This is a genomic window from Pseudomonas sp. SIMBA_067 (assembly GCF_046534675.1).
Lineage (GTDB): Bacteria > Pseudomonadota > Gammaproteobacteria > Pseudomonadales > Pseudomonadaceae > Aquipseudomonas > Aquipseudomonas putida.
In genome coordinates, this window is the sequence record NZ_JAWRYH010001031.1 from 1 (window position 1) to 248 (window position 248).

Here is a 248-nt window from a genome sequence, read left to right on the forward strand (position 1 = left end):
CTCGGCGATCCCGATGATGCCGCTGTACCTGTCGCTGCTGTTCAAGGTGATGAAGGAGAAGGGCACGCACGAAGGCTGCATCGAGCAGGTGTACGGGCTGCTGAAGGACAGCATGTACGGCGCGACGCCGCACATCGACGACGAAGGCCGGCTGCGCGCGGACTACAAGGAACTGGATCCGCAGGTGCAGGCGCAGGTCGTCGCGATGTGGGACAAGGTCACGAACGACAACCTGTACGAGATGACCG

1 pseudogene is annotated in these 248 nt (G+C 62.5%); it reads left to right on the forward strand.

The features are described 5' to 3' along the window. A pseudogene (locus SB765_RS32340) lies at positions 1-248 on the forward strand (bifunctional NADH-specific enoyl-ACP reductase/trans-2-enoyl-CoA reductase); the annotation flags it as partial.